The organism is Sphingobium sp. IP1, from assembly GCF_002708645.1.
Lineage (GTDB): Bacteria > Pseudomonadota > Alphaproteobacteria > Sphingomonadales > Sphingomonadaceae > Sphingobium > Sphingobium yanoikuyae.
In genome coordinates, this window is the sequence record NZ_NOIW01000195.1 from 1 (window position 1) to 4,803 (window position 4,803).

At 57.9% G+C, this 4,803-nt stretch carries 6 protein-coding genes; 1 reads left to right on the forward strand and 5 read right to left on the reverse strand.

Annotated elements, in window-relative coordinates:
* Positions 1-130: 130 nt before the first annotated feature.
* Positions 131-574, forward strand: a complete 444-nt coding sequence (locus tag CG471_RS28920) for a MucR family transcriptional regulator (protein ID WP_099234560.1) — start codon at positions 131-133, stop codon at positions 572-574.
* A gap of 208 nt (positions 575-782) precedes the next feature.
* Here the strand turns inward: CG471_RS28920 and CG471_RS28925 are convergent, their stop codons facing one another.
* From CG471_RS28925 to CG471_RS28945, 5 genes are all read right to left on the reverse strand, one after another.
* Entirely contained in the window at positions 783-1,286 is a 504-nt protein-coding gene (locus CG471_RS28925) for a MucR family transcriptional regulator (RefSeq protein WP_099234561.1), read from the reverse strand.
* Between the two features lie 294 nt (positions 1,287-1,580).
* Positions 1,581-1,766, reverse strand: coding sequence for a hypothetical protein (locus tag CG471_RS28930; RefSeq protein ID WP_081331821.1), 186 nt, complete (start codon positions 1,764-1,766; stop codon positions 1,581-1,583).
* 289 nt (positions 1,767-2,055) lie between these two features.
* A complete protein-coding gene (locus CG471_RS30425; protein WP_143560311.1) occupies positions 2,056-2,724 on the reverse strand; it encodes a hypothetical protein in 669 nt (222 codons plus the stop codon).
* A 316-nt stretch (positions 2,725-3,040) separates the two neighbouring features.
* The gene (locus CG471_RS28940) at positions 3,041-4,018 is read right to left on the reverse strand and encodes a FecR family protein (protein ID WP_257211733.1); all 978 of its coding nucleotides are present in this window, start codon (positions 4,016-4,018) and stop codon (positions 3,041-3,043) included.
* Between the two features lie 52 nt (positions 4,019-4,070).
* Positions 4,071-4,637, reverse strand: a complete 567-nt coding sequence (locus CG471_RS28945) for an RNA polymerase sigma factor (protein ID WP_099234564.1) — start codon at positions 4,635-4,637, stop codon at positions 4,071-4,073.
* Positions 4,638-4,803: the final 166 nt, after the last annotated feature.

Below are 4,803 nucleotides of genomic sequence, written 5' to 3' on the forward strand. Positions count from 1 at the left end.
ATAGTAACATGTGTTGCACCATCTATCGCTAATTTCGGCGACCGAAACAAAAAAATATATATGCGCGACGATGACACGAGCCTGAATTGTCGTTAAGATCAAGAATGAATCGCAAATAACGGGGCGCGAAATGGCTGGCAATTCGGGATCGCAGATCGAGATGGTGACGCTCACCGCGGATATTGTTGCGGCACATGTCAGTCATAACATGGTCGAAGTTGACGAAATTGGCTCGTTGATAGAGGGGGTGTATGCCGCCTTGTCTGGTCTCGCCGTCCCCGTTTCGTCGGCGCCTGCATCTCTGGTTCCAGCGGTGTCTGTTCGTGCGTCGGTCAGGCCTGATTATATTATTTGCCTCGAGGACGGAAAGAAGCTCAAGATGCTCAAGCGGTATCTGATGACGCACTATCAGATGACGCCAGATGAATACCGTGCAAAATGGGGGCTGCCGCCGGATTATCCGATGGTTGCCGCAAGTCATGCCGCGCAGCGGCGCGCGCTGGCACACCGGATTGGCTTGGGGCGAAAGCCCCGTGCGGATAGAAAGGCTGGAGATTTCGCTGCTGCGGAATGACTGGCTAGTGCTGTGCGTGGATAAATCGCACGAGCTGCAATGAGGGCTTGGATAAGCTGGGGTGACCTGGCCCCAGCTTCCCGCCAACTCGGATTGGTCGGGGTGCGCGTTTCTCCGAGAGGGAACTGGTCGGATCCTTAAACTGGCCTGGACCAGAGCCAGGTTTTTTCCTGGCGAGGCAGCATATACGCGTTCGGTGAAGTCGTGTTCACTGTGACTTTTTGCGACGTTCTTTCCGACCGGTGGTCTTGGCCTTTTCCGGCATTTCGGGTGCAGTGGCGACGCTGACGGTCTTGGCGGGGCGCCGGCCAAGGCCATTATTTTGCGCTGCTATTCGCCGCTGATTGATATAATTTGGCGCTGCCATGGGGTAGTCGAGGGGCAGGCCCCACTTGGCACGATAATCTTCCGGACTCATCTGATAGCGTGCCCGAAGATGGCGTTTGAGTGTCTTGAGCTTCTTTCCGTCCTCCAGGCATATGATGAAATCCTGCTGGACCGATTCCTCGATCGGGACAGCCGGCCTTGGTTGAGCATCTCGCGGCAACGCCATCGAGCCGCCTCCTTCGTTCAGGCTTGATAATGCGGCATGCACTCTCGCGATCATGTCACATAGATCTTCGGTGCTAACCTGCTTTGTCGAAATATTGGCGCGAACAATATCCGCGGTGAGGGAGAGAAGGGAGCGGTTTTGAGCGTTTTCGTTCTGCATTGTTCCTATTTTCCATATCGACTGATGTGGCCCGCTATCTGAAAATCTACGCGGAGCGGCAATTATAGTCTCGCCATCTTGTCCGTGAGCGCTTCGATATAGTTTGGCAGCGGGCAGGTGCCCATTGTCTCTATCTGATCGGCCGTCGGACTGCGGTAAACAAAAAGGGCGAGCTTCTCTGTCCTTGTGCCATTCGTCGGTTGCGACCCAAGCGCTCCCGACGAAAATATCAAATGGAATCGAATTGGCATGGACGAATTGCGCTCGGGCGCGGGGCAATCTCCGGTCCGAGAATCAGGATTGTGCCAATGCCTTGCAGACCTCGTCTAGGCTGCCCTTCACAACTACATAATTTCCTTTTTCGAAATTTATGGCACTCACCACGTTGCCGCCTTTATATCGGAGGACAAAATTCACGCGATCTGCGTTAACGGCAATCCTGTCGCCATCGGGCGCTTCGAATATTACATAGCCGTTCATATGATCCTTTCGATTCAACAGGGCAGATGACGATAAGCTCGTAGCACAGCGAAATCGAGCCTTTTGAAAATCATATGGGAAAAAGAATTGGGATGATCTTGTTGCGGTTGATCGTGTCATCGATGCTGATGCCGGACAATCGGGCGGACCGAAGATTCTGAAGAATCACTTGCTGTTCTGCGAGGGCGCAGCAATGCGTGTTGGCTCGATCGATGTGCGGCCAGGCGCACCTGGCGACTGACAATAGTGCGCGTATTCGCCTGTCACCGTCTAAGCATGTTCTAAGAAATTATTCCAAGGCGCTAATAAATAAGCCTTTTAATGCAAATGGCGATGAAGCCCGCTTCGCTTGCGTCCCGCTTGCACGATCCCGAAGCTTCTTTCTGTCGAAAGCCGGAGACCTCGGCAGGGGTGGCAATTTCAGGGGGATATCATGCGTAACGCACGAACCGATTTGGATATCTGGCTGAAGGCGTCCGTGTGCGCCGCGGCGTTTGTGATGAGCAGCGCTGCCACGGCTCAGTCGGCGCCGCCAGCGGCAGCGATAGCGGCCGAAGAGCCGGCGATCGAGGAAATCACTGTTACCGGACCCCGTTGTCAAGGTCGCGTCCGCGCCCAGGCCGCGCGGATTGGCGCTGGAACCGCCTGTCAGATTCTGATTGGCTAAGCCAACCGTACCGCCGGTGACGCCCGGATTTTGCCCGCCTCCAAAACTTTGAGGCATGGATCGTACAACCTCGCCAAGATCATTTTGTCCCGCGAGGCGCATTTCCGATTGCGTGACCACGATAACAGGCGATGAAATCTTCGCGCCCTTGATGCGCGTACCTGTAACCGAGAGCAGCACATCCGTCGCGCCGGTTACCTCCTCGCGCGACGGCGCGTCTCGCACCTGCAGGGTGATGGTGCGATCCCTGACTTCGGCGGTGAGGCCCGAGGGCGCGAGGAGTGCGGCCACGGCTTCTGCGACCGCGTAGGCGCCGACTAGCGATGGCGCGCGCGCCCTTGAGGCTCTTGGGGTCGGCGACGAGTTGGTAATCGCTGCTGTGGGCAACGCTGCGCAACGGGGCTGCTAGATCCTGTTCAGGAAGATCGTAAGTCTTTGACGTTTCCTGCGCAGTCGCATCGCTGAAACCGCCGCCATGTAAAGTACAGCGCTGGTCAGTAGCGCAATCTTTACGATGCCCATGATGTGTCCCTATTTGATATCACCTCCCTTTTAGGGGATCGATAGGGAATACGGCCATGGGCTTTGTTAAATCTGGATGACCATATTACTTCTTTTTGGTCAAAATAAGCTTGTTGGGCTGCGATCGGTCGATGGTGAGATCAAGGAAGTTGCTGATAGCCTGTGCGACCCGCTCGATGTCGCGAATGTCGATGTCGGCGAATATCTCGCGGCGGCCAAGTGCCGGCGTCGCCAGCCCGATCTTGGTCTCGCTATAGCTATTGGCTTCAGCGATGACGTCGCTAATCGGCACATTGTCGAAACTCTTCACGCCCGTCGCCCATTGCTGCTCGGATCGAGGCGCAGAAACGACATCAACCTCAGTGGCTTGTCCAGCCTTCAGGGTGAGGAGCTGACCGGGGCGCAGCTGAAGTTGCTTTGCCTGATCGCTCGGGATCGTGCGCGTGAAGGATATTTTTACCGCGCGTTCGACAGGGCTGATGCGGATGCCGTTTCTGACGGTCATGTCGAAGCTGCCGCCTTCGCTCGTGACGTTGGTTCCCGCGCCATGGACGAGAAACGGCCGTTGGGCGTCTCGCGTGACGCTAAACCGCGCGCGCCCACGCTTGATCTCCACGTTGCGCTGTGTGGTGGTCATGGTCACCAGAAGCAGCGTGTCGGTGTCGAGGATGACGGACGAGCCGTCGGCGAGGCGCTCGGTCCGCACTTCTCCGACCCGCGTCTCGATCGGGGTGCGGGCTTCGCTCTGTGTGATCAGCGATGGCGCATCGCCTTGTGATCGCCACCAGATGCCTCCAGCGACGAGCATGAAGGCCAGCGACGCGGCGAGAGGCAAGGAGGGGCGGAAGCCTCTCTTGTCCTGAGCTTGCTTCTGCCGGCGAGGGCGCGTGTAGAGCTCGGCGGCGGCGCCGCCTGCCTCAAGCATTTCGCGAACGGCGACGAGATAACGGGCCTTGCGTGACGGATCGGCCGCCACCCAGGCGGAAAAGGCGGCCTGATGCTCGCCGAGCCTGTCGAGCGCGGTGGGATCGGGGACGGCATGGCCATCGGCGAGGATGAGCATCGCCCACTCCATCGCCTCCTGATTGTCGCGCGCCGCTTGGGCAGCGCCTGCGTCAGTCATCATTGGCCTCGCGATGGGCTACGACATGCTTGATGGCTTTGAGCATCTGTTTCTGTACCACCCAGAGCGGAACGTCCAGTTCCTTCGCGATCTCCACATAGGTCTGTCCCTCGACCCGGTTTCGCAGGAAGATGTCGAGCGTCTCGGGCTTGAGCTGGGCGAGGATCAGCTTCCAGCGGGCTAGATCCTGGCGCGCCTGGGTCTCGCGGTGGGTGTCACTGGCGGCAATGAGGTCGAGATCCTCATCAAGCAGTGTCGATCGCTTTGAAAGAAGCGTGGAGCCGCGCGCGATGAAATCGCGCAGCAAATTGGTTGCGATGCGGGTGAGATAGGCTTGCGGGCTCTCCAGTGCCTGGACGGGCGCAGCCCGCACGAAGCGGGTGAAAGCCTCCTGGGCCAGCTCGTCGGCGTCGGCCTGGTTGCCGAGCTGGCGCGTGAAGAAGCGCATGAGGCGAGGCTTCTCCTTGTTGTAGAATTCCGGGAAGCGAAAGGGTTCGGTTCCGGAATCCCTGTGTCTGACGGGACCGCGCAAGCGATCCTCGCTTCTGCCCTGGCTCATCTGTCGCACCTATGTCCATCTCGGGGCGACGGCCGTGAGCCGGTTGTGGTTTAGCTGAGGTCTTTTCTCTCCTGCAAACAGGCGCACGATGGTGCTGCACGATGAAGGGAGATGACACGATGACGAAGAAGATCACGAACCCCGAGATACTGGCGATCCGGGCAGC

Excerpts from the sequence above, each read along its gene's own strand:
- CG471_RS28920 (WP_099234560.1), top strand. The coding sequence starts at position 131 with ATGGCTGGCAATTCGGGATCGCAGATCGAGATGGTGACGCTCACCGCG.
- CG471_RS28925 (WP_099234561.1), bottom strand. The coding sequence starts at position 1,286 with ATGCAGAACGAAAACGCTCAAAACCGCTCCCTTCTCTCCCTCACCGCG.
- CG471_RS28930 (WP_081331821.1), bottom strand. The coding sequence starts at position 1,766 with ATGAACGGCTATGTAATATTCGAAGCGCCCGATGGCGACAGGATTGCC.
- CG471_RS28940 (WP_257211733.1), bottom strand. The coding sequence starts at position 4,018 with ATGCTCATCCTCGCCGATGGCCATGCCGTCCCCGATCCCACCGCGCTC.
- CG471_RS28945 (WP_099234564.1), bottom strand. The coding sequence starts at position 4,637 with ATGAGCCAGGGCAGAAGCGAGGATCGCTTGCGCGGTCCCGTCAGACAC.